Source organism: Photobacterium aquae (assembly GCF_001029445.1).
Lineage (GTDB): Bacteria > Pseudomonadota > Gammaproteobacteria > Enterobacterales > Vibrionaceae > Photobacterium > Photobacterium aquae.
On the sequence record NZ_LDOT01000030.1, the window covers coordinates 25,189 to 48,234 of the forward strand.

General features: G+C 47.3%; 21 protein-coding genes. 9 read left to right on the forward strand and 12 right to left on the reverse strand.

The window, feature by feature from the left end:
- Positions 1–86: 86 nt before the first annotated feature.
- Positions 87–1,175 carry a linear amide C-N hydrolase gene (locus ABT56_RS18485; RefSeq protein ID WP_047880391.1) on the forward strand — a complete coding sequence of 363 codons (1,089 nt, stop codon included), beginning with the start codon at positions 87–89 and terminating at the stop codon, positions 1,173–1,175.
- A 72-nt stretch (positions 1,176–1,247) separates the two neighbouring features.
- On the opposite strand, the gene ABT56_RS18490 is transcribed toward ABT56_RS18485, so the two are convergent.
- The gene (locus tag ABT56_RS18490) at positions 1,248–1,862 is read right to left on the reverse strand and encodes a GNAT family N-acetyltransferase (protein ID WP_047880392.1); all 615 of its coding nucleotides are present in this window, start codon (positions 1,860–1,862) and stop codon (positions 1,248–1,250) included.
- Between the two features lie 421 nt (positions 1,863–2,283).
- Here ABT56_RS18490 and ABT56_RS18495 point away from each other — a divergent pair, with 421 nt between their 5' ends.
- Both ABT56_RS18495 and ABT56_RS18500 read left to right on the forward strand, forming a co-directional pair.
- The gene (locus ABT56_RS18495) at positions 2,284–4,200 is read left to right on the forward strand and encodes a BCCT family transporter (RefSeq protein ID WP_047880393.1); all 1,917 of its coding nucleotides are present in this window, start codon (positions 2,284–2,286) and stop codon (positions 4,198–4,200) included.
- Positions 4,201–4,451: 251 nt separating this feature from the next.
- On the forward strand, positions 4,452–5,228 hold the full coding sequence (locus ABT56_RS18500; protein WP_047880394.1) for an alpha/beta fold hydrolase: 777 nt from the start codon (positions 4,452–4,454) through the stop codon (positions 5,226–5,228).
- Between the two features lie 72 nt (positions 5,229–5,300).
- Here the strand turns inward: ABT56_RS18500 and ABT56_RS18505 are convergent, their stop codons facing one another.
- Positions 5,301–6,035 carry a beta-ketoacyl-ACP reductase gene (locus ABT56_RS18505; protein ID WP_047880433.1) on the reverse strand — a complete coding sequence of 245 codons (735 nt, stop codon included), beginning with the start codon at positions 6,033–6,035 and terminating at the stop codon, positions 5,301–5,303.
- A 301-nt stretch (positions 6,036–6,336) separates the two neighbouring features.
- Here ABT56_RS18505 and ABT56_RS18510 point away from each other — a divergent pair, with 301 nt between their 5' ends.
- Positions 6,337–7,323 (forward strand): LysR family transcriptional regulator, encoded by a 987-nt coding sequence (locus ABT56_RS18510; RefSeq protein ID WP_047880395.1) that lies wholly within the window; start codon positions 6,337–6,339, stop codon positions 7,321–7,323.
- Positions 7,277–8,227, forward strand: coding sequence for an alpha/beta hydrolase (locus tag ABT56_RS18515; RefSeq protein ID WP_047880396.1), 951 nt, complete (start codon positions 7,277–7,279; stop codon positions 8,225–8,227). Before ABT56_RS18510 ends, ABT56_RS18515 begins: the two co-directional genes overlap by 47 nt.
- Here the strand turns inward: ABT56_RS18515 and astB are convergent, their stop codons facing one another.
- Positions 8,228–9,565, reverse strand: a complete 1,338-nt coding sequence (gene astB, locus ABT56_RS18520) for an N-succinylarginine dihydrolase (protein ID WP_047880397.1) — start codon at positions 9,563–9,565, stop codon at positions 8,228–8,230. It lies immediately after the preceding gene.
- 878 nt (positions 9,566–10,443) lie between these two features.
- Here astB and ABT56_RS18530 point away from each other — a divergent pair.
- A complete protein-coding gene (locus tag ABT56_RS18530) occupies positions 10,444–11,358 on the forward strand; it encodes an alpha/beta hydrolase (protein ID WP_047880399.1) in 915 nt (304 codons plus the stop codon).
- Positions 11,359–11,451: 93 nt separating this feature from the next.
- Here ABT56_RS18530 and ABT56_RS18535 read toward each other — a convergent pair whose 3' ends face one another.
- The 4 genes from ABT56_RS18535 to ABT56_RS18550 all read right to left on the reverse strand — a co-directional run bounded on the left by ABT56_RS18535 (position 11,452) and on the right by ABT56_RS18550 (position 15,009).
- The gene (locus tag ABT56_RS18535) at positions 11,452–11,835 is read right to left on the reverse strand and encodes a hypothetical protein (protein ID WP_047880400.1); all 384 of its coding nucleotides are present in this window, start codon (positions 11,833–11,835) and stop codon (positions 11,452–11,454) included.
- 187 nt (positions 11,836–12,022) lie between these two features.
- Entirely contained in the window at positions 12,023–13,180 is a 1,158-nt protein-coding gene (locus ABT56_RS18540; protein WP_047880401.1) for a hypothetical protein, read from the reverse strand.
- 186 nt (positions 13,181–13,366) lie between these two features.
- Positions 13,367–14,290: a cation diffusion facilitator family transporter gene (locus ABT56_RS18545; RefSeq protein WP_047880402.1), complete on the reverse strand. Its 924-nt coding sequence runs from the start codon at positions 14,288–14,290 to the stop codon at positions 13,367–13,369.
- 158 nt (positions 14,291–14,448) lie between these two features.
- Entirely contained in the window at positions 14,449–15,009 is a 561-nt protein-coding gene (locus tag ABT56_RS18550) for a DNA-3-methyladenine glycosylase I (RefSeq protein WP_047880403.1), read from the reverse strand.
- Positions 15,010–15,381: 372 nt separating this feature from the next.
- Here ABT56_RS18550 and ABT56_RS18555 point away from each other — a divergent pair, with 372 nt between their 5' ends.
- Entirely contained in the window at positions 15,382–15,666 is a 285-nt protein-coding gene (locus ABT56_RS18555; RefSeq protein WP_047880404.1) for a hypothetical protein, read from the forward strand.
- Positions 15,667–15,817: 151 nt separating this feature from the next.
- On the opposite strand, the gene ABT56_RS18560 is transcribed toward ABT56_RS18555, so the two are convergent.
- Positions 15,818–16,213 (reverse strand): hypothetical protein, encoded by a 396-nt coding sequence (locus tag ABT56_RS18560; protein ID WP_205626105.1) that lies wholly within the window; start codon positions 16,211–16,213, stop codon positions 15,818–15,820.
- Between the two features lie 46 nt (positions 16,214–16,259).
- Here ABT56_RS18560 and ABT56_RS18565 point away from each other — a divergent pair, with 46 nt between their 5' ends.
- A complete protein-coding gene (locus tag ABT56_RS18565) occupies positions 16,260–16,913 on the forward strand; it encodes an HD domain-containing protein (RefSeq protein WP_047880405.1) in 654 nt (217 codons plus the stop codon).
- Between the two features lie 50 nt (positions 16,914–16,963).
- On the opposite strand, the gene ABT56_RS18570 is transcribed toward ABT56_RS18565, so the two are convergent.
- The 4 genes from ABT56_RS18570 to ABT56_RS23355 form a co-directional block, all read right to left on the reverse strand.
- Positions 16,964–18,154: a cystathionine beta-lyase gene (locus ABT56_RS18570; protein ID WP_047880406.1), complete on the reverse strand. Its 1,191-nt coding sequence runs from the start codon at positions 18,152–18,154 to the stop codon at positions 16,964–16,966.
- Between the two features lie 255 nt (positions 18,155–18,409).
- The gene (gene secF / locus ABT56_RS18575; protein WP_084722402.1) at positions 18,410–19,306 is read right to left on the reverse strand and encodes a protein translocase subunit SecF; all 897 of its coding nucleotides are present in this window, start codon (positions 19,304–19,306) and stop codon (positions 18,410–18,412) included.
- Positions 19,307–19,308: 2 nt separating this feature from the next.
- Entirely contained in the window at positions 19,309–21,129 is a 1,821-nt protein-coding gene (gene secD / locus ABT56_RS18580) for a protein translocase subunit SecD (protein ID WP_047880407.1), read from the reverse strand.
- Positions 21,130–21,288: 159 nt separating this feature from the next.
- A complete protein-coding gene (locus ABT56_RS23355; protein WP_157037907.1) occupies positions 21,289–21,933 on the reverse strand; it encodes a hypothetical protein in 645 nt (214 codons plus the stop codon).
- A 148-nt stretch (positions 21,934–22,081) separates the two neighbouring features.
- Here ABT56_RS23355 and ABT56_RS18590 point away from each other — a divergent pair, with 148 nt between their 5' ends.
- Entirely contained in the window at positions 22,082–22,963 is an 882-nt protein-coding gene (locus ABT56_RS18590) for an NAD(P)-dependent oxidoreductase (RefSeq protein WP_047880408.1), read from the forward strand.
- The last annotated feature ends 83 nt before the right edge of the window (positions 22,964–23,046 follow it).

Here is a 23,046-nt window from a genome sequence, read left to right on the forward strand (position 1 = left end):
AGAGTGACAATAAACAATACAACAAACAGCTACCTTAAATGTTCAATAAAGCGTATATATGCAGTATTCGCAAAAAGGATGAAACAATGAAACTGAAGTTAGCCGCGGCGCTTGTCGCATCTTGCCTTGCCTATACCGCCAGTGCCTGCACCGGTATATCTCTGACCACGACCAACGATGATTATATTCAAGCCCGGACAATCGAATGGGGCGAGAACGATCTCAACAGCAAACTGGTGATCTCGCCACGCAAGCATAGCTATACATCGGTTCTGCCGGATCAGAAAAAAGGTCTTACTTGGGAGTCAAAATATGGCTTTACCGGTATTTCAGTCAGTGATGATCGCTTCATTGCAGAAGGGGTAAACGAGGCGGGGCTATCAGCGGGGCTGTTCTACTTCAAAAACTACGGCTCGCTGGCCAAATATGATCCAAGTAACGTGGCCAATAACATTACCGACATGGACTTTGTACGCTGGATGCTCTCCCAATTCAGCAGCATCGATGAGGTCGAAAAGGCCCTTGCCCAAATCAAGATTGTACCGGTTTACATGGACGACAAAGGCAATCCGTCCCCGACTGCCCACTGGCGGGTTGCCGATAAACAAGGTAACAATATCGTGATTGAAATCATGGATCACGGCCAGATCCACATCCACAAAAACATCGCTCAAGTTCTGACCAATGCGCCGGATTACCAGTGGCACCTCACTAACCTGAACAACTATATCAATATGCATCCGGGTGTCAGCAAAGGCCAACAAATCAATGGGGTTAACGCTTTCTCGTTTGGGGTCGGTTCGGGCGCACTTGGCCTACCTGGCGATATCACCCCACCGTCACGCTTTGTCCGCGCGGCATTTTTTGTCAACACAGCACCAGACCTTCATTCCAGTGATGAAGCCGTATCACAGGCATTCCATATCCTGAACAATTTCGATCTGCCAATTGGTATTGAATTCAACGAGAAGAAATACATTCCGGATCTGCCAAGTGCGACCCAATGGACATCGGTTATCGACCAAACCAACGGCAAGCTGTACTACAAAACAATGCGAGACAGTACCATCAAGCAGGTTGATCTTGGCAAGATCAATTTCAATACCAGCAAGGAAGTTACCCGCCCTCTCGACAAAGGCAGCTTTCATGTTCAGGATGTGACACCAACGCTCTAATTTTGGCTCTGCCATCAAAAAGCCCGCTATCTCGCTATAGCGGGCCATTTGTCTGTACTAGCTTGAATATCTCTAACTAGCGCTGGCATATTGTTCCGCCGTCATCCCTAGATACAGGCGGTCGTCAAACCCATCCCGGAGCGGATAATAACCCACTGAACGCCCTTCATGGACATAACCACATTTCTCCAAAACCTTCGCTGAGGCAATATTCTGACCATAGCAGCTGCCTGTCACTTTATAAGCGGCCATCTCATTAAACGCGATATCCGTCATCAACTGACACAATGCAGTGGCAATGCCCTGCTGCCAAGCATGCGCAGGAAGCTGATAGCCCATATCGTAGTTACCCGGCAAGAACATCATCTGCGACAATCCGGCCATCCCCATAAACCGGTCATTGTCATCTCGAACAACCACAGTAGGATGACGCGGCCATTCCCCCGAGCGAATGGCATCTTGGGTCTCGGTAATAATCGGCATAAAAAAGGCCTCATAGACTTCAACCGGAGCCGGTGCAAAGAACAGATACTCGATAACCTTGGGATCATCGAGCATCTTCACAAGATCGACCATATCGCGATCGGAAATCAGTGTGACACTCAGGCTAGATTTCGCCCCCTTTTCGGTATCACAAATGCTTTGAAGTGGCACGGCTTCGCCACGCTTTAACGCAACATAATTCATGGTATAACTCTAAAAACAAACCTCAGGCTATCATAAAACCTTATACCATGAATGTATTGAACAAATGCGACAACAAGGTCCAAACATACGCCCACAATCAAGTTCAATGATATAGACGAACTATACCTAGCCGTAGTCCACAGTCCGTAGTTCACACTTTGACAAAATTATCGCCATCCAAACCAAACACCACTGAGCATATATCAATCATATTTAGTTCAATTATCACTCAACACAAGCCATTCCCTACTCTACTTAGTACCAGAAGTAATTTACAACCAGAAAATATCGGCAAAGAAAGAATAAACAAATGTTTCATTCCAGATTTTAATTGTGACCATGAATCATGCAACTTGTTATCAGCTCGTATTAGCAAGATCATTTAATTCACAAACAAGGATTTATATTTGCAGGAGCTAATATGTTTGCGAAAAAACATTTTGAGCTAATCGACAAGCCAACGTTTTTTGGCGCGGTTGGTCTACTCATATCCGTCGTCGTACCGCTTCTTCTCTTTCCCGAACAAGGTGCGAAATGGATTGCTATCGCGAAAACCTTTATGACCGATAAGCTGGGTTTTCTTTACCTAGCATTAGGCGTGGCGGCTTTCTTCTTTATGATCTACATAATCTTCTCTGATATTGGTCAGATCAAACTTGGCGACCCCGACGAGAAGCCTGAATTCGCAACCGCCTCATGGGCAGCCATGCTCTTCTGCGGTGGTATCGGTGCCAGTATCTTGTTCTGGGGGACGATCGAATGGGCTTACTATTACCAATCACCGCCATTCCAGCTTGCTCCGGGAAGCGATGAGGCTATCCAATGGGCGGCTACCTACGGCCTGTTCCACTGGGGGCCTATAGCATGGTCTATCTACTTGGTTCCAGCTCTACCCATTGCCTACTTCTTCTATGTGCGGAAACAGCCCGTACTGAAAGTATCGGCAGCCTTGATGCCAGTTATCGGTGAAAAACGCAGCTTCGGCTGGCAAGGCAAACTAATAGACGTACTGTTCATTTTCGGTCTGCTTGGCGGTGGCGCAACCACTCTTGGTCTTGCAGCCCCCATGATCACCGAAGGTGCCAACTACCTATTCGGCGTTCCTCAAAATACCCCGACCCAAATTGTCGTCTTGATGCTTTGTACCGCTATTTTTGCCTATTCCGCCTATGCCGGAATGGAAAAAGGCATCAAGTTCCTCAGTAACATTAACTTCTGGGGCGCGATGGGGCTATTGGCGTTCGTTCTGATCTGCGGCCCGACTATTTTCATGCTGGAAACAGGTCTGGATGCACTTGGCCGTATGCTATCCAATTTCTTTGTCATGGCGACCTGGGCTGAACCTTTCGGTGGCTACGGCAACTTCAAGGATACCCACTTCCCTCAGGACTGGACCATTTTCTACTGGGCATGGTGGCTTGTCTTTGCGCCTAGCATGGGTCTTTTCGTCGCCCGCATCTCTCGCGGCCGTACTATCAAGCAAATGGTGACCGGCTCTATCTTCTTTGGTTCTATGGGCTGCTTCCTGTTCTTCATCATCCTTGGCAATTTCGGGCTGTCGCTGCAACTATCAGGCCAGCTGGATGTCGTAGGTATCCTTAACGAGCACGGAGCAAACAAGGCAATCTTCTCGATTCTTGAGCAGTTGCCATTCAGCACCATAGTGATCGCCGTCTTTACCCTGCTGTGCCTTATCTTCACAGCCACGACTTTCGACTCTATCTCATTCATCCTTGCCTCGGTTGTACAAAACAACGTCACCGAAGATCCAATGCGCTGGAACCGTCTGTTCTGGGCTTTCGCGCTCTCTTTCATGCCATCTGTCCTGCTATTTATGGGCGGCTTGGCCACGTTGCAAACTGCCGCTATCGTCGGTGGCCTTCCGCTACTGGTAATCGCGGTGATGCTGATGATGTCTGCCGTCAAGGCTGCGACTCTCGATCTAACCCTCCAAGAGGGCTATGTCGATCCCGTCATCAATATCGAGGAACTGCCTGAAATAGACCCTTGGTCGCAAGAAGGCCAAGCGTTCGCTAAATTTGAAGAACTGAAAGAAATCGCCCAAGCAGCCGCTGAAGCTGAACGAGAAGCACTGTACAAGGTATGGAAACTGAAGAAGAAAATTCGCGAGCATGCCATTGCCAATGGCGAATCCAGTTTCGATACCAACGATGCCCCTGAAGCCTTTATCGAGGAGCTACGCCAACTGACCGACGAGGCCATGACAGCCAAAGAAAACAAGATTGCTGCGTCAGAAGAAGCCCAAGAAGCACGTAAGGTGTTTAACGAATGTATTCGTGAAAAAGCAGAAGAGCAGGAAGAACAAACAGCTAGCTAACGCCATTCATTATTACGTAAATCAAAGGCCATCAATTAGATGGCCTTTTTTCTTGAGCAATACCACAAAGTTAGCCATTAGTTCTAGTCTGGCTATTGGGTTAGCACGGTATACTTGTGCGCCTATTTTGCACTTATCGCCTGCTTTTCCCCCACACCGTTACGGAAACAACGTATCTGACATAACCTTACCGATACTCTTTCCGTTAGGAACATCCAATGCAGGATATTTCAACTTAAAGAGGAATCAACATGGTTAGCCTTTCTTCCGGGCAAGCAACTTTTATCGACATCGACGATGCCCGCCTAGCCGTTACCCAGCACGGTAACGAAAAGGGAGAACCGCTTATATTGCTTCACGGGGGATTGGGCTGCCAGCATGACCTACTACCCCTGCACCCCTATATTCCGGCTCACTATGCCGTCTTCAGCATTGATCTTCGTGGACATGGCCAATCAACGTTAGGCGATGTCCCCCTAAGCTACGCACAGTACCAGCGCGATATCGAACAAGTGATCGCAACCTTGAACCTCGATACCTTCTCGATCCTAGGCTTTAGCGATGGAGGAATCGTCGGTTATCGTCTAGCCGCAGCCAACCCAAGCCGAGTGAAAAAACTCATCACTATTGGCTCGCAGTGGCGCCTTGAAAATAATGACCCTTCAACAGAAATTCTAGCTGGACTCACAACCGAAGACTGGATTGCCATGTTTCCGGACAGTATAGAACGCTACTTTTACCTCAATCCTATGCCTGATTTCGAGAAACTCGTTACCAAAATTAAGACACTCTGGTTAGACCAAAGCAACGATGGGTACCCACATCACTACGTTAGCAAAATACAATGCCCGACACTGGTCATACGCGGAGACAAAGATTTCCTATTTTCACTAGAAGAGGCCACCGCGTTACAAGCTCGACTTAATGACAAGGCTTCTTTTATGAATATTCCATTTGCGGAGCACGAAGCCCACAAAGAGCAACCGAAGCTATGTGGCATGGCCATCAAGCAGTTCCTCACAACCTAGAGCATGCAAACAAAAAGCCCCGGCAGAACTACCTGCCAGGGCTTGGTCGCTAATCAGCAGCGAACAATATGTTTAAATGACCAAACCGCCGTCAATTTTCAGTGTCTGGCCAGTAATGAACGATGAGTGGTCGCTGGCAAGGAACAATGCACCATTGGCAATATCTTCCGGTTTACCCATACGACCCAGTGGAGTTTTTGATTTCATTGCATCCAATACTTTTTCAGGTAAATCAACGGTCATTGGGGTTTCAATGAAGCCTGGGGCGATGCAGTTAGCACGTACCTGTGCGCCTTTGCGAGAAAGCTCTTTAGCCCAGCTCTTCGTCATGGCAATTACGCCACCTTTTGTCGCCGCATAGTTCGACTGACCGATATTACCGTCGGTGCCCACAACAGAAGACATTGTAATAATAGAGCCCGCACCCTTTTCTACCATGAAAGGCGCGATAGCCTGAGTCATATTAAACACGCCCTTGAGGTTGACGTCGTTAACGAAGTCCCAGTCTTCTTCGCTCATTCTTTCAAGCAAATTATCTCGGGTAATACCGGCATTATTTACAAGCACATCGATATGACCGTGTGCTTCTTTTACCGTTTCAACAAACTGAGCGATAGCAGCGCGATCACACACATTAAGTTCCACAGCAACAACATTCGGATATTTCGCAGAAAGTTCATTCATTGCGGAGGCATTCATATCACATGCATAAACTTGTAATGCATCATTATTTGCAAAGGTTTCTACAATACAGCGACCAATACCTTGCGCCCCACCAGTCACGATACAAACCTTATTATTCAACATCATTGCAGTATTCCCTTAAATTAAACCAAAACATTCCAATAATCAGCTATGGCGATTGAGCTCCACTCAAGCGCATGAATAACCTTATTTTCCATACCAGTTTAGAATATTCGTACTAAATCGATTACCCCCATTTACGAAAATCACCTTTGCAGATTCAGCGCAATTTCCAATGCAATTCGTCGATCAACTTCACTTTATTTTTGCATAAAATCCCGCAAAATGATGAGTTTACCTTAGTCATAACTCGGCGGTTTTGCTATAACAGGATAAATGATAAGGACACTATCAGGGACAGGGAATGCTCGATAAAGTCGTTCTGTTTTTACATGTTGTAAAAACAGGTTCAATCAGTGAAGCCGCTAAACTCAATAATATCTCAGCCTCTGCTGCTAGCCGCTGGCTTAACGAGCTTGAAGAAAAAATGGGGGTTAACCTTCTTAAACGTACCACCCGAAAAGTAACCCCAACCCAAGCTGGGCTGCGTCTCTACGAGCGCTTTTCTCTTATTCATGCTCAAATCAATGATGTATTCAATGAAATACAAAATATGAGCAATGAAGATCGCGGCACTATAAAAATCGCCTGTACCCCTTTGTTTGCCAAACATTACCTCAGCCAGATTATCGGTGAATATGTCCAAATCCACCCGTCTATCAACTTTGTGGTTTTAGAAACCGCCTTCGAAGTGGATCATGTCCATGATGTTGACTTCGCCATTCGTGCCAACGCCACCTACCGGGGTTTTCAGGAAAAAGACAGCCTACTGGTCAAGCGGACATTACTCAAAGAGCCACTGATGGCATGTTGTTCACCCGAGTACATCGAACACCACGGCATACCCAATGTGCCCGATGATCTTTTGCAACATCAATGTTTGTATGCCACAACTTTAGTAGGCGGCAACCGGTGGATTTTCGAATTTAACGGCGAATACAGCTCCATTGAAATCGCACAGACCGTTGAGGCCGATGACAGTGAGATCCTCAAGAAAATCGCGCTAGCAGGGGGTGGGATCGCTTATCTGCCTTTTAGTCTCATTGCCACTGATATTCAGCACCAACGATTAGTCCCTGTATTAGAAGACTATATCAGCAGCGAATTTGAACTGAACCTCTATTTCAAGCCACGCAAATATATGCCTGCTCGCTGTGCCAATTTTAAAGAGTACCTGATCCTTCGCGTGCCGGAACTAGAAGAGCAAAAAAGACAAAAACAACAAAAAAGATTAGGAAGCACACATGATCTCTCTTCCCAACGCACTAAACCTATGGCTAGCCCAATTTAATTCTACGTTGGCCCTCTCCCGAGCCCAAGGCATTCATCCAACCCCTGAACAGGCAAGGGAAGGCTTAGCTCTGATCACGGCCAAATTCACCACTAATCACTACCTGATCTCACATGTCACCTCGTCAGCCATTGCTGGCAACGGTAACCAAAATGCCGTTCCTTGCCGCATCTATCAACCAGCCCCTGACGAGCCCCGTCCGGTTATCCTATTTCTGCATGGCGGCGGACACATGTGCGGCGGCAACGATGTATATGATCCGATTGCTCGGCGCATCGCTTTTCATACCTGCCATACCCTTGTCAGCATTGATTACCGCCTTGCCCCGGAGCATCCATACCCTGCAGGCCTTGATGACTGCCAACACGCCCTCGACAATATCTGGAGCTTGCTGGATAACCTCCAGATCCCCTATCTCAAACAACTGATCCTTGTCGGGGACTCAGCTGGAGGTGCATTAGCAGCCACACTGACTCAGCGCTGTCTGTTCCCCACTATCAATAAACTGATCATGATCTACCCCAGCCTCGACTACACCTTCCGCAGCCAATCCATCGCCATATTCGGCAAAAATTACCTGCTGGAAGCAGACAAGATGAGCTGGTATTTCGACCAATATTTTCAAACTTATGCGCCCGACGTGCGGCACAATGCCTCGCCACTATGGCAGGCAATCGACGAAAACCATCCCCCGACACTGATTATCACGGCCGGTTTTGACCCGCTTCAAGACGAGGGGTTGATGTATGCCGATAAACTACGCGACCGGCAAATCCCCTGCTGCTCACTGCACCTGCCCGATACCCTCCATGCCTTTCTCAACTTAGAAGATCTCAACCCGCTATGCTGCTACAAGGCGTATCAAGCAATCGAAAATTTTGTGTCAGTACCGATTTATACCTAGCTACTCCATTTGAAACGGATAGACAGAGCCAAGCTGCAAAATTTGGGTAAGTTCATCCAAGGCGGTTCTCGACTCAAACAACAGCATGGGATCGGCCAAATCATCCCATGCCAGTCTATCGCGGTAATGGCGATCGACCCAATTGTTGAGTTGGGTATATAACGTTCGGGTCAATAATGTTGCTGGATTAACTGCCGCCAATTCCAAGTCGTTCAGAACAACGCGCAACCGCAGACAGGCAGGGCCTCCGCCGTTTGCCATACTCTGTTTCAAATCAAAAACACGAACTTGATCAATCCCTTGTCCGCTATCACACAAACCCTCAATATAATCCCATACCTTCTTATGCTCGCGGCATTCCTGCGGGATGACCAGCATCACCTCTCCATCAGGCAAGGTTAATAACTGCGAATTAAACACGTAGCTTGATACGGCATCATCAACACTCACCAAGTGGCTGGGGACCTCAATAATATTGAGCTTACCGTCGAACTTGTCAGAGAGTGCCTTGTACACAGTGCCCTGCTCCTCAAACGCCTCTTGGTGACAAAAAAGAAGATCCCGATTGCCCACCGCAATCACATCGTTATGAAACACCCCGCGATCAATCACAGCCGGATTCTGCTGGGCAATCACAACATGATGATTCTCAAGCTGATGCAACCGCACCAGCGCTTCACACGCCGCCTTTGTCTGCCTCGCGGGATAACGATCAGGTCGGCGGCCTTGCAAATCAAACGTATCTCGACCAAAAACAAAAAATTCGACGCCTTTCTCACCATAATCCCGGCAAAATCGCGTATGATTGGCAGCGCCTTCATCAGCAAAATGCTCACTGCGGGGCAACGCTTGATGATGAACAAAATAACGCGGGTCAGGAAAGGTGGCCTGCAAAATCCGCCCCGTCACTATATGCTCCAGGGAACGGTGAAATTTGCTGACCAAATTGGCTGGCGTAAAATGCACCTTCCCGTCAGCCGTGTCCGCCGAAGGTGACACCGTAGCGGCATTGGCCGCCCACATGCTTGAGGCCGAGCAACATGCCGCCAGAACATGCGGCGCTTGTCTTGCGGCCGCGGTTAAAACAGAACTATCTGAGCCACTAAACCCCAGTTGGCGCAAAGTAGCCATATCAGGCCGCTCCTGGGGTGCCAACACACCCTGCTCCATCCCCAACTCAGCCAACGCCATCATTTTATGCAGTCCCTGCTTTGCAGCCTGCTTGGGGTTTGATGGGGTAAATTGACTATTCAGCGAGGCCACATTTCCCTGCGACAACCCGCTGTAGTTATGGGTAGGGCCAACCAAGCCATCGAAGTTAACTTCACGTGCTGCCATGATTGCACCTCCCGCGGCTATACCTGCCCACACCCCATCACTTCGTCAATAGACGCATGGCATAAAACTGTCATAGAAATACCGCAAGAGTTCCAGATAAGTTACGCCAAAGCGTCATATTTCAACCTTAGCATACAAAACGCAGGTACTGACCCAGCCATGAAGCATGAAGCATGAAGCATGAAGCACTGACTTGTATAACGCAGCCGGTAGCAAGACCATAAAGAAAACGTAGAGACCAATTATAGCAATGAATGTAAACGCTTCAGTATGGTTGCTTACCACAAGATGACCCCTATCGCAGCTGTACAAAAAAGCAACCAAACCTCAACTGCATACCCATCTCTAATACCCCATTGCGATATATAGTAAAAGGATAAAGATATTCGATTTTATGGAGGCAACATGGACGTTGTAAATGATATCGTATACATACTTTTTACCGCCAAATTTATGATGTATTGGCCTACAATGCGGTTTGATCCACAACCAAAATTCACCCGTACCATGACGACACTGATGATAGGGAGTGTTCTGTGTCGGCTTTACACTGACTTTCACTTTCTTGCCTTACTGCTTAGCGTTTATGGCTTGGTGCTCTTCCACATACAGTGCCACGTTTGGATGCAATACATCATTGGAAAATCAAAGCATCAAATTTGATGGCGCAGGTTATTTTGAATACTCTGCAGAACAATATTGAATAGTACGTTAGGTAGGATTAAGCACGGCATAACCCTGTAAAGTCACTTTCCTTAGAATGCTTGAGGATTGATGTGTTCATCATTACAGACATCACATTTTTGTACTGTGTTTATATACAAGGTTTACTGTTGCTATACCCTACGCAGCGTATAAATATTCCTTAGAGCAACAAAATGATCAATCACTTAGAAGCAGGTATTCGCCCTTTAGTCGAAGGTTTCATTGCCAATGGCAAACCTTGTCCATCAACGCAGAATATTGCTGACCGACGTGCCGGATATATTGGCAGTACAGTATTAGCAGGCAGTAGTCCAAGCATGGCAGAAGAATTTGTCGATGAGCTAGATGGCATCACCATTAAGGTATACAAGCCTAGCACGGATACTCTTTTACCTATCACGGTCTATTTTCATGGTGGCTGCTTTATCAGTGGCGGCTTTGAAACACACGATGCCCAGCTTCGCAGCCTCGCGCACCAGTCCAACACGCTGGTGGTGTGCATCCAATATCGACTAGCACCGGAACATGTGTACCCTGCCGCTCATGATGATGTTTATCAAGCGGTATTGAGCATCAAAGCGCAAGGACAAAAATACGGCGGCAATACCGAACAAATAGCCTTTGTGGGTGACAGTGCGGGTGGCCAGCTAGCGCTTGCGACCACACTGCGCTTAAAACAGCATCAATCCTGGTTACCACAACAGCAAGTTTTAATTTATCCAATGTTGGATCCTCACGGGGCATCTGAAAGCTACCAGCAAAACGGCACAGACTACATCATCACCGCAGGCATGCTGTTGTCTGGCTTTGAGATGTATATCCCTGATGGCATGGACATCAAACGCCACCCAGAATTAGATATATTAAGTGCTGATTTCAGCAAATTACCAACCACCACCATTATCACAGCAGAATTTGATCCACTCCGCGATGAAGGTGAGCAACTTTACCGTTCATTGCTTGCACATGGCGTTGATGCTTACTGTGAACGGTACTTAGGTGTGATCCACGGATTCTATCAACTATCTGGCGTGAGCCTTACAGCGCAACGTTGTATTTCGTCAATTGCACGACAACTTATGAAATAGGCCGCCACGAAATAAAAACCCACCTCACTGAATATTAAGGTGGGTTTTATTTTGCTTGTTGGCGAAGGGACTCGAACATGGAAAAAGCACCGATTACTCCCACTCAACGACGTGCCCTTCGTCATACACACCATCGCTATAAGCTGGGGAGAAGGTAATAAAAATATTGCTTTTAGCTATGGGTAATTGCTCTGCCAAACTGGATGCTATCACCTCAAGCATCTCAGAAATTTGCTCTTCGGTATTAAAATTCGGTGCTACTAAATGCACGACAATGGGATGGGAATTTTGCGGCTGGCAGTTTGCCACCCGACCATTGTGAGCAAAATGATTGGGAGGCAGGTATTCCCAAGCCACCATCACATGATTGAGCGGAATATCGCACTTGTTGGCAAGTTGCTTTGACAACTCACCCAATGTGACCGGGATATTAACCTCTTGGGCAAAAGGCAATGATTTTATCGTCAACAATGGCATGGCGAGTTCCTCACGTGCAGTGTTATAAAAATCATAGCCATAAGGTACATTTATTGACTATCTCACTACTGAGACAATTCATTTTTATCCAAGCCAACGCATTTTATCGCAACTAATGCGCACATAAAAAAGGGGCATACGCCCCTTTGCTCTTTATAACAAATCCATATGGATTAGCTCACGAATGTTAGCCGGCAGAGGCTCGTACAGCAGAGCGCTTGCCCAACATATACCCCAGCCCCAACGGCGCGAAGAAAATCACCACGATAAACAACACGAAGTACAAGATGGTACTTTTGATCAACTCGATCAGCTTCGTCATCGCAAGATCAACCACTTCCTGTGACGCCTTATTGATATCTTGCGTAAACTGCGCACGCTCCTGACTCACAATCAACGCGATTTCTTGACGCTCCCGTGCGACCATTGCTTCCAGTGCTTGGCGTTCAACACTTAGCTGCACGAGACGCTGCTCGGCCTTGCTATCAATATCATTGACCAACGGCTGTAGCTCCACCGCCATTTGTTCCGCAAGCTGACGCATGTACTCTGGATTATTATCGATAAAGTCTTTAAACGCATCGGAAGAGGCTTTCAAGCTGTTCAATGCGACATTAACCTGTTCGATGCTAGCGGTACTATTAAGCGCCAACAGTTGGGCTTTCCAGGTCATGATCTTTGGGGTCTGCTCCGACACCAAACTAAGTCGATCCGACACATCGCCGATAGCCTCAGGCATGGTACCCAATGTCGTCACAGCCTCTTCTGCACTGATTTGGTTGGCCGTCAACCAAGCCCGATAGGCTGGTGTACGGATCATACTGAGATCCGCAAATGGGTATTGGGCAACAAAAGTCTCGACAAAATGTTTGCTCTGCTCAAACACCGATTTTTTCAACAATGTTTGTGCTAATTTTTCCGCCTCTTTCGCTAAATGCTGCGAGACCGCTTGAGCCTCAGAGCTCACAAACAACGCCTTGCCTGCACCATCGGTGTAAAACTGCGCCATCTGTTTTGCGAAAACCCAAGTATCAATTAACGAGGCCATTGGGGATACCTGATACGCTGCCGACTGCAGTCCCTCCTCGGCATTGATTTTCCACAACAACACATAGGATTGATTGATACTGTCTCGCGCAGGATAACGGCTATGCAGCACATCAGCAGCCTGCTCGACCTGAGCGAAAAACTGTTGCGCATACTCGCGTGTCATTATTCGCATATTGAGCTCTTGTTTGGTCAAGGGCACTGTCTGGCTGTCTATTTTAACTTCAAGCAAAGAGCAGCCGGAGACAAGGCACAGCAAAACAGCTGTCACCCAGTAACGAAAACGAAAAATAGCCATGAATTAACCTAAAAATACAACTGAAGGAATTAGATGATGAAGTGACCGCCGTGATTAACCGCGGTTCAAAGAACACAAAACCGCCACTGAGTCACTCAGCAGCGGCTATATTAAGAACTGTGGTGTCTACTGCACGATAATACGTCCTGCACCACCTAATGCTATGACAGATAACTGAACCGAGACTTACTGACAGTCCTTATTCTCGCAGCAAGGATTAACCACCCGCTCAGCACAGGTGTAAGGCTCGATATGAATAATCACATCAACAACCTCATCCAGCTCTTTCAACAAATGAGATTTAAAATTCTCACTAATTGTATGCGCAGCCTCTACGTTTAGGGTTGGATCAACAAGCATATGAAAATCAAGCAAAATACTGCTTCCCGTACGACGATTGCGTATCGCATGCACTTCACGGATATCCGGATCCTGCTCTGCATAGTGCAGAATTTTATCATTCAGTTCACTATCAGCCTCGGCATCGGTCAATTCATTGATCGCTGGCCACAGAATCTCAAACGCCGCTTTCAGAATCATCGCCGTAACGATCAGGGCAGCAACCTGATCAAGATAATTTAGATCTGGAATAAAAATGTTGGCAATCACAGCAACAGCAACGGGTAATGAGCTCAAGGCATCCGAACGGTGATGCCATGCATTAGCGTGAAGAGAACGGCTTTTGATGAGCTTCGCCTGAACGATGGTCCAACGATACAGCACTTCTTTTACTATGATGGATGCCATTGCAGCCCAGAATGCCAGCATACTTGGCGGAGTCGACTCCTCATGCCCCAAGGCACTCACTGCATCCCAACCAAGACCTATACCGACCAAAGCCAAAAGCACCCCGATAAAAATATTGGTCAACGTTTCAAAACGCCCATGCCCATACGGATGCTCTTTATCTGCAGGGGCAGTCCAATAACGAGAGCCAATCAAGATAGCAGTATCAGTGATGAGATCCGAAAAACTGTGGACACCATCGGCAACGAGAGCCTGGCTACCGGTAATCTTACCAACCGTGATTTTCAAAACAGCGAGAATCACGTTGGCAATAGAACCTACCCACGTCGCTCGGTATATAACTTTGATAGGATTATCAGACATATCGTTTTCTTAGTAGCGTTTAGATTTAACGAAGATACAGCCTTCCAGAATATCATAGGCTTATGACTATTCACTATACCCAAACGCTATCAATAGCGCGTTTAAGCCAGCAACCGCTCCCTCAACAGACATCTTGAATGACGTTTGCTTGACTGGCATTAGCGATCCACTCGCTTGTCCTTATTTGCCATATGATAATAAGGGCAATCAACGAGATGATCATTAACCATCCCCACAGCTTGCATAAATGCGTAACAGATGGTTTCCCCAACAAATTTGAACCCTTTCTTTTTCAAAAAACGGCTCATGGCTTTTGACTGCTCGGTAGACGTTGGGATCTCTGCCATCACTTGCCGTTGATTGACGACCGGCTGATGATCAACAAACTGCCATAATGCATTAGCCAGACTGCCATATTCTTCAACCAATGCTTTCGCAGCCTTGGCATTGCTAAAAACTGACTCGATTTTCCCCCGATGTTTAATTACATCAAACTGATCAACTATTTCATCTACCCTTTCTATTCCAAAGCTCGATAAAATATCTAAATCATAGCCATTAAATGCTTTTTTATAAGATTCTCGACGTTTTAATATTGTATACCAGCTTAATCCTGCTTGTGCCCCTTCTAATGTTATGAACTCAAACAAATATTTATCGTCAAAATTAGGACGCCCCCACTCATTATCATGATAAATTCTTTCTATGTCATGTTTCATCGCCCAAGCACAAATATTTCCCACCTAAAAATTCCTCCACATGATAAAGCGATTATTCGCTTCGCGACGCACAATAAGGCCCATATACAACCTATCTCATTGTAAATTAAACCAAATGATCGTACTCAAACTTTAACAATTTGGATGTTGAGATTATATCAAAAAGGAATTACCGTACACCCATCAATCAAAATGCTCATTGATTGATAGGTAATTAATTAAGCTAGAGAAATAAGGCGCTTATATTTTCAACACAATGTTACACAGTTCACATCTTGAATATGTTCATCATTACTTAAATTGAAATATATGGCCTTAGTTCCATAATAGAACAATCAATATGATTTGTATTGATATAATAAAAGGACTTTTATGAGACACATCGACGATTTTATCGATCAGCTCGAAAATGGAGAGAACCCCTTCAATATCTGGGTTTATTCCAGTAAAGGTCAATATAGTCAGTTTGGCACCCAAGGGAAAAAAATTCGTACTCCAGGCTTGCAAAAAGCATTACGTAAGCACCTACAAATTGTTGTAGAAGTGGTTAACGATGCAGAGCAAGAAGCCTACCTATTGCTTCCTGAAGTACATGCTGCCGTGCCTGTCTCGTTTGCCAACGGACAGGTCCAACAATTGACAAGACCGACCCACTAAGTGACATTTGCCATAACAGCGAACGATAGCAAGATGACCCGGCTAGGTTAATTGAATATCGCAACTAGGCACTTAGTTAAAAACAGACCCCATCGGGTCTGTTTTTATTACTGTTGAACAATCAGGCCATCAATAACTTATCCAAGACAACTCACTGCGGCAAGTACTGGGAACTGGATGATTCCCCCTCCGTGAGCTCTGTAGCAATGCTATTCGGATAGGGCGATGAGCCATTGATCAACGATGTAGGCATGACGACCCTCAACCCATTCTTGCACGCTTGGTTGCCTTCTCGCCAACCTTCATCAAAACGTGTTTGACTTCCGGCCAAAACAGAATCGGTACGTGACTGCGTGTTAGCTACGCCTTTGGCATACAGCGCACTTTCGCAACCCTGATTGTAACCATAATGGTAAATGCTGTTGTACTTTACATCGTATTCATAGGGATCGGGAAACAATTGGTAATCCTCCCATTCGCTGCTGCTGCAACCTGCCATAAGCATCCCAAAACCGATCACTATGCAGAGATACGCTGTCTTTTTCATTACACCCTCATTATGATTGGCACGCATGTATCATGAGTATAAACCAATGACAAATATCAACCTGCAACAACTAGAACTTCAGTGTGCCGCATTTATCAAGCAACAACCACAGGCAGACAAAGCACATGACATCCAACATCTTCGCAGGGTTGTAACCGCCGCTAAGCAATTTGCACGTCAGGAACAGGCCGAGCTTGGCATTGTCATCCCAGCCGCCTGGCTACATGACTGCGTTACGGTTGCCAAGAATCATCCCCAACGCCACCTCGCTTCAACCCTTGCTGCGGATCATGCCATCACATTTCTGACATCCATTAACTACCCAGAGCAATATCTAAAAGCCATCCACCACGCTATCTGCGCACACAGTTATAGCGCAGAGCTCCCTGTCGAGAGCCTCGAGGCAGCGATCGTTCAAGATGCAGACCGTATTGATGCCCTCGGAGCCATTGGTATCGCACGCTGTATCCAAGTCAGCACGCAATTTAATGCTGAGCTATATTGTGCGGACGAGCCTTTTGCCAACGTGCGTGAGCTAGATGAGAAGCAATATTGCATCGATCACTTCTTTACCAAGCTGTTTACTCTCGCCGATACCATGAATACCGACGCCGCTCGGCAAGAGGCCAACCAACGTACCGACTACATGAAAGCTTTCTTAAGCCAGCTCGGTCATGAAATCGGCACACCGTTCTTATAGGAAGGCCTTCAAGCAGAAGTCGCAGATCTAACGAGGATGGCTATACGCAATTATTGCTGGGCCAAAACAACATTCAGCCGCTCAAAGCCAGCCTCGAGATCACCAATTAGATCATCCACGTTCTCCAAGCCAATGTGCAAGCGCAACATTGGGCCGGCAAAATCGTGTTTTTTGGCGGTTCTGAGCCGATTAATATTTTCGTTGGCTAATATCAGACTTTCAAATCCCCCCCACGAATAACCCATGCTGAAATGCTCCATCCCATCAAGCAATGCCGTAAGCGCCTCCGCATTACCTCGGTTAAGCACAACAGAAAACAGCCCACTACTTCCCTTAAAGTCGCGCAGGAAAAACTCATGTCCGTCACAATCAGGAAATGCCGGATGCCTCACATGATCCACTTCCGGACGCTCAGCAAGCCACCGTGCAACCTTCAGGGTATTCTCCTCATGCTGTTTCAGGCGCACGCCTAATGTCCTGAGCCCTCGCATCGCCAGATATACGTCATCAGGAGAGGTGCACTGCCCCATTAGGTAACTGTGCTCTCGCAGTTGATCCCAGCAGCGTTCATTCGCAACGGCCGTCCCCAGCATTACATCGGAATGACCGACAATATATTTGGTCGCAGCCTGAATAGAGATATCCACCCCATGATCAAAAGGCTGGAAGTTGATCGGCGATGCCCAGGTATTATCCAGCATCACTACCAGATCATGCTCGTGCGCAATACGCGATAGCGTAGGCACGTCTTGCACTTCCATCGTAATAGAACAAGGCGATTCCATAAAAATCACTGTCGTATTGGGCTTAATCAAATCCCGGATCCCCTCTCCGAGCATGGGATCGTAATAGGTCGTTTCCACCCCCATTTTTGCCAATACCTTGTCACAGAAATCACGGGTAGGCTCGTAAGCCCCATCCACCATCAACAGGTGATCACCCGCTTTAACAAACGACAGAATTGCATTCGTGATTGCGGCCGTGCCGCAGGGGTACAGCGCGCAGCCGACCCCGCCTTCGAGCTCAACCATTGCGTCTTGAAATGCAAAATGTGTATTGGTACCACGACGGCCATAGAAGAGGGTTTTATTGGCACGGTTAGCCGTCGCTTTCTTCATCGACTCAACAGAATCGAAAACAACCGTGGAAGCACGGCTAACAGGTGGATTAACCAAAGACTGGGTCCATTTCGCAGAGCGACCCGCGGTGATAATTTGAGTTTCTAATGCTTTCTTGGCCATGCTTATCTCATTTCCTTGTCCTTCGCCCTGATACCATACTCAGAGCCATTCCATAACAAGAAAGTAACACAGATAATCAGGCAATGGATAGCCATGACCTCGTCAGGTGGACAATCCCTCTATTTGCTATAGCGGTCAACAAATACAACATACCGCACGGACAACAGCGGCACACGAGAGCTTTTTCCAACCAAATAAAAAGGGCGAGGAAATCCTCACCCTTTTCAAATGCTCAAATCTTTTAGCACTTGGCCATTATGGCTCTTCAGTCACCGGCTTCAGCATGTAGTGCTCGCCGTTCAAATGGAACAGCTCCGGCAATACCGTACCCACTGAAATGGATGACCATGTACCGGTCATGATACCGATGAACATCGCAATAGAAAAACCTTCTAGCGGGCCACCACCAAGCAACCATAGCGCACCGACAGTGATCAGGGTTGTACCGGATGTCACCATTGTACGAGAGAACGTAGCCGCAATCGCCTCGTTGTTCACTTCCTGAATCGGCTTGTTCGGCTTGGCAATCAAAATTTCCCGTATACGGTCGGCAATAATGATTGAGTCATTGAGCGAGTAGCCCAGAATCGCCAATACGGCCGCCAATACAGTTAGGTTGAACTCCATTTGTGTCAACGCAAAGAAGCCCAATACGAAAATTACGTCGTGCGCCAATGCAAACACAGAGCCTGATGCCAAACGCCACTCAAAGCGGTAGCTCAGGTAGCCCAAAATACACAAAACGGCAATCAACAGTGCCAAACCGCCTTGCTCGGCCAATTCCTGACCAACCTGCGGACCAACAATGCTGGTATTCAATACATTAACCTTACTACCGATATCAGCCAGTGCATTAGCGATATCAGGTGCTGTACCTTGATTCGGAATAGCGTAGCGCAATACCCAGCGACCCGGTTCACCCGCAGTAATAACAGAGACATCTTGGCCTAACGCTTTATCAAGTTGGGTATCAAGCTGGTGGCTAGTTACCGAAGGAGACAGTTGTACCTCTGTAACAATACCGCCGGTGAAATCCAATCCCCAGTTCAGTCCCTTTACCGCCAAGGCACCAATAGAAAGCAGCATCAGCGTCACAGACACCACGCTGGTAAAATAGCGCCACTTGGTCGCGTTCTTCATTGTAATCAACATAATTAAATTCTCACCTCACGACGTGAATCACGACCCCAAACCAAATTGATAATGGCGCGGGATGCAAAAATACCGGTAAACATACTGGTCAGAAGACCTAATCCCAATGTCAGAGCGAAGCCCTGAATCGGACCGTTACCGATGGCGTAAAGCACAACAGCGGTGATCATTGTGGTGAAGTTTGCATCGAAAATAGTACTTATCGCACTGCTAAAGCCACGGTCAATGGCTTGGGCAAAACTGCGACCTTCGCTGAGTTTGTCGCGGATACGTTCGAAAATAAGCACGTTGGTATCAACGGCCATACCTACCGTTAGTACCAAGCCCGCGATGCCCGGCAGGGTCAGTACCGCACCAGGGATCATCGCCAACAGGCCGAACAGCATGATCATGTTACAAATCAACGCGACGTTCGCTACCCAACCCAAGCGACGGTACCAGAACGCCATGAACAACAGCGTCATACCCATACCCAAGGCCAATGCAGCGAAACCATTTTGGATATTCTCAGCACCCAAAGTAGGGCCGATGGTACGTTCTTCAACAATAGTTACAGGTGCAGTCAATGAACCCGCACGAAGCAACAATGCAAGCTCCTGAGCATCTTCAATCGAACCCGCACCGGTAATACGGAAGCGGTTACCAAGCTGGCTCTGAATGGTAGCCACACTGATAATCTTGCTGGTCTGAACCGCTTTACCGCGTGAATCTCGGCTGTATTCGCTAAAGGCAGTCGCCATCGGCTTACCGATGTTATGGCCAGAGAAATCAGACATGATCTTACCGCCAGAGCTATCCAGGGTAATATTTACTTCTGGCATGCCCATTTCGCCAAAGCTCGCACGGGCATCAACAATGTGGTCACCGCCCAAAATTGGCTTGCGCGCAACACGGACATCTCGACCCTGCTCGTCCGGCAGAACCATAGTGCTGCCGCTGCCCAATTCACGCACTGGGTAGAATGCCAAGCTTGCTGTTGCACCGATAACGTTTTTGGCCGCCGCTGGATCCTGTACACCAGGCAATTCAATACGGATACGGTTTTCACCCTGACGCTGAACCAAGGCTTCGGTAATACCCAGCTCTTCGATACGGCTGCGCATCGTTTGCAGGTTTTGCTGAACGGTAAGATTACGAAGTTGTTGCTTCTCATCTTCTTTCATCACCAACTCTAGGTTGCTGCCCGAACCATTTGTTGCCTGCCACTGCGGGTAGCTTTGGCGAACAAAGTGGCGCAACTGGCCATTTGCCTCGTCATTTGGTAGACGAATAACCAGCTTGTCTGTGCCGTCAACCTCAACCCGACCGTTGCGGATGCCATCTTTACGCATCTGCTGGCGTAGTTCATCACTTAACTGATTGGTTTGAGCCTGAAAGACCTGATCCACATCGACATCAAGCAGAAACTGAACACCACCACGAAGATCGAGGCCAAGCTTAATCGGTTCGAAACCCATGTCTTGCAGCCACGCCGGAGCGGCGGGAGTCATCGCCAAAGTCAGTTGCTTGTCACTGCCAGTGCCCATCAAATCACCAAGAACAATGCGCGCCTTGTTCTGCATGGCCTCATCGTCAAGCACGACAATCGTTTTATTCGTTTCTTGATCGATGCGCTTAACCGCAATGCCGTGCCCTTCAAGATCCTGCTTGATGGTCACCATATCCGGAACGGGGGCACCTTTGTTGGAAATTTGGACTGCCGCATTTTCGCCGTACCAGGTAGGAATTGCGCTCAGTGCCATAATCAAAATAGACACCACAAGCACCACGTACTTCCATGCCGGATAATGGTTCATTAACCGGTGATTGCTCTGTTTTCTCATTTAAATATTCGCCGTTTAATCCAACTGCACCGATAGATAAAAAGCTGCAGTTGCATTCTAGTTGCCATCGGCACTAGAACGTACATATCTCGTATTCTGCTTACGGGTACCCGCAGCAGACATCGCTTTAAATTAAGGGCTATGCCCTAATGCAATAAATTAAACGTGCAGAGAACGGTGATGTTTGAAGGTATACAAGCGATTGCTGTCCTTCCAGCCAGCAATACGCCCGCGAGAGGTATTGGCCTGAAGAACCCAATCTTGGGAAGGGTGGAAATCAACCCGGTAACCGATAGTCATACTCGGTGCAGGTTCAATTGGCAATTCTATCGCCAACTGGTAAAGCGGATCGCCCTCTTCTTGTTCATGGCGCAACAGATTTGCCATACGCGAAGAGGCACTGATAGCGGGGTCAAGGCTCCGGCTATCAGAAGAATGTTGATTGCCCGTTGTTTCGTTAAGCGGGTAACCATAGCCCGAATAATGGTCTTCCAGTTTGCACTCGCTATGCCACAGCTTAACAAACTGGCTGCTATCAGGCTCAGACTGCGGTGAATCATGGCTTGCGGCAAAGAAAACATCAAACGGGGAGGATTCACCAATATGCTGAGTATAGGCTGGTGACATTTGTGCAGAAGTGCTATCAGCCAACGACATGCCAGAACCATTGTCGACAATGGCCATTTGCACAGCAACCGTTGCTAAATTTCCTGCATACACCGCCGGTTCAGGATTAGCGTGGCTAATTCCACTCAATCCTAAACTTATCATCAACAGCAATACACGAAGGAAAATCGTTAGCATACATTACACAAAAACCTACTAGATGTGGGCATAATAGGAGCGCTAATTGCAAGACACAAGCAATTATTACGCCGATGATGAAAATTATTTTTGTAAAGCTTGTGCCTATGTGTATCTTGGTTACAACAATGTCACAAGGATACTTTCAATGACACAATTTAAAATCGCCTTCATTGGCCTTGGTACCATGGGGTATCCTATGGCAGGCCACCTTGCCAATGCTGGCCACGACGTTACTGTCTATAACCGTACCACCGCCAAAGCAAAACAATGGACTGACACATATCCGGGGGCATATGCACTGACCCCTGCCCTAGCGGCAGCTTCCGCAGATTTTGTCTTCACCTGTGTCGGTAACGACGATGATCTTCGAGAAGTCTACTGTGGTGAACACGGTATCCTCAGTACAGCAAAGCCCGGTACTGTCCTCATCGATAACACCACCGCCTCTGCTGATGTTTCTCGCGAAATTGCCGCCCATGCTGCCGAAAAATCTCTCGCCTTTCTCGATGCGCCGGTTTCCGGCGGTGAAGCTGGCGCCGTCAATGGCTGCCTAACCGTAATGGTTGGCGGCGATCAAACCACCTTCAATAAAGCCAAACCGATAATCGATTGCTTTGCCAAAGCCACCACCCTCATGGGAGAAATAGGCTTTGGTCAAATTACCAAAATGGCCAACCAGCTGTGTATTGCTGGTATTTTACAGGGACTTTCTGAAGCAATAACCCTAGCCAAGGCTGCCGGGCTGGATATTGAGCAAATGACCGAGGTGCTCAAACATGGCGCAGCAGGTTCATGGCAACTGGAAAATCGCGCGGCAACCATGGCAAAGGATGAGTTTGATTTTGGTTTTGCCATTGACTGGATGCGCAAGGATCTGGGGATCTGTTTTGACGCTGCAGACAAACTCAATATCGAGCTTCCCCTCGCCAAGCAAGTTGATGCCAAGTACGAAGAATTACAGCAACGGGGCTATCAGCGAGCCGATACCTCTGTCCTTATCAAGCAATTTGATACTGATAAACGCTAACTTCTGCACAATGCCGGCTACTTCAATAGTCGGCATTTCAATAACCTACAGTGCCTAATTAACTGAAATATATACGCATTTCA